Below are 738 nucleotides of genomic sequence, written 5' to 3'. Positions count from 1 at the left end.
CGGGAATGGTCCCGATGAAACCGAAGGAGAACTACCATGGCCACCACGATCGCAAACCTCACCACCAAGGCCGACGGCTCGATGGAAGGCGTCTTTGCCACGCTCCGGGTCAATGCCCCGATCACCCTCATTCCGAACACCAACAAGTCGCGCGAGGACGCCCCCGACTACCGGATCGTCAACAAGCGCACGGGCTTCGAGATCGGAGCCGGCTGGCACCGCATCTCCCAGCGTTCGGGCGAGGAATACCTCTCGGTCAAGCTGGAAGCCCCGGAGATCGGCGTCATCTTCGGCAATCTCGCTCCCGCCCCCGGCGGCGAGGAAAACAAGAAGGTCATCCTCTGGAACAACCCCCAGTGAGGCATCGGTGGCCGGCCCCGCAAGGGGCCGGCTCCCCACCGGCAATAGGAGGTTGCAATGAGCCGCTACACCATCACTGTCACTGGCACCGTCACCGGACAGGCCCGCTCGGACCCAGACGCTGTCATCGGCTACGATCCACCACTCCGGACCTACTTCCTGCAAGCGTTCCCGCACGAAGAAACCGACGAGCCCGGTCTTTGGCTCGGCGCCCACGATCGCGCGTTCGAAACGCTTGAGGATCTTCACCGCGCTGCCATCTCACACGGCTACGACTTCATGCCGCTGTCGCCCAAACTGGCCGCAAAGCTGGCCGACGACAAAGCGGCAGCCAGCCGGCGTCCGGTGCAAAACGCAATCCTCGGCCAGGTGCTGAAA

The 738-nt window shown here is 63.7% G+C and carries 2 protein-coding genes; both read left to right on the top strand.

Annotated elements, in window-relative coordinates; translation table 11 throughout:
- Nucleotides 1-36: 36 nt before the first annotated feature.
- Nucleotides 37-360 carry a DUF736 domain-containing protein gene (locus tag ACXJ7R_RS35215; protein WP_006205585.1) on the top strand — a complete coding sequence of 108 codons (324 nt, stop codon included), beginning with the start codon at nt 37-39 and terminating at the stop codon, nt 358-360.
- A 57-nt stretch (nt 361-417) separates the two neighbouring features.
- Nucleotides 418-738: hypothetical protein (locus tag ACXJ7R_RS35210; protein ID WP_457155814.1), on the top strand; the 321-nt coding region annotated here is incomplete at its 3' end.

Source organism: Mesorhizobium sp. P5_C1 (assembly GCF_054049815.1).
This window is presented reverse-complemented; position numbering and strand designations above follow the sequence as displayed.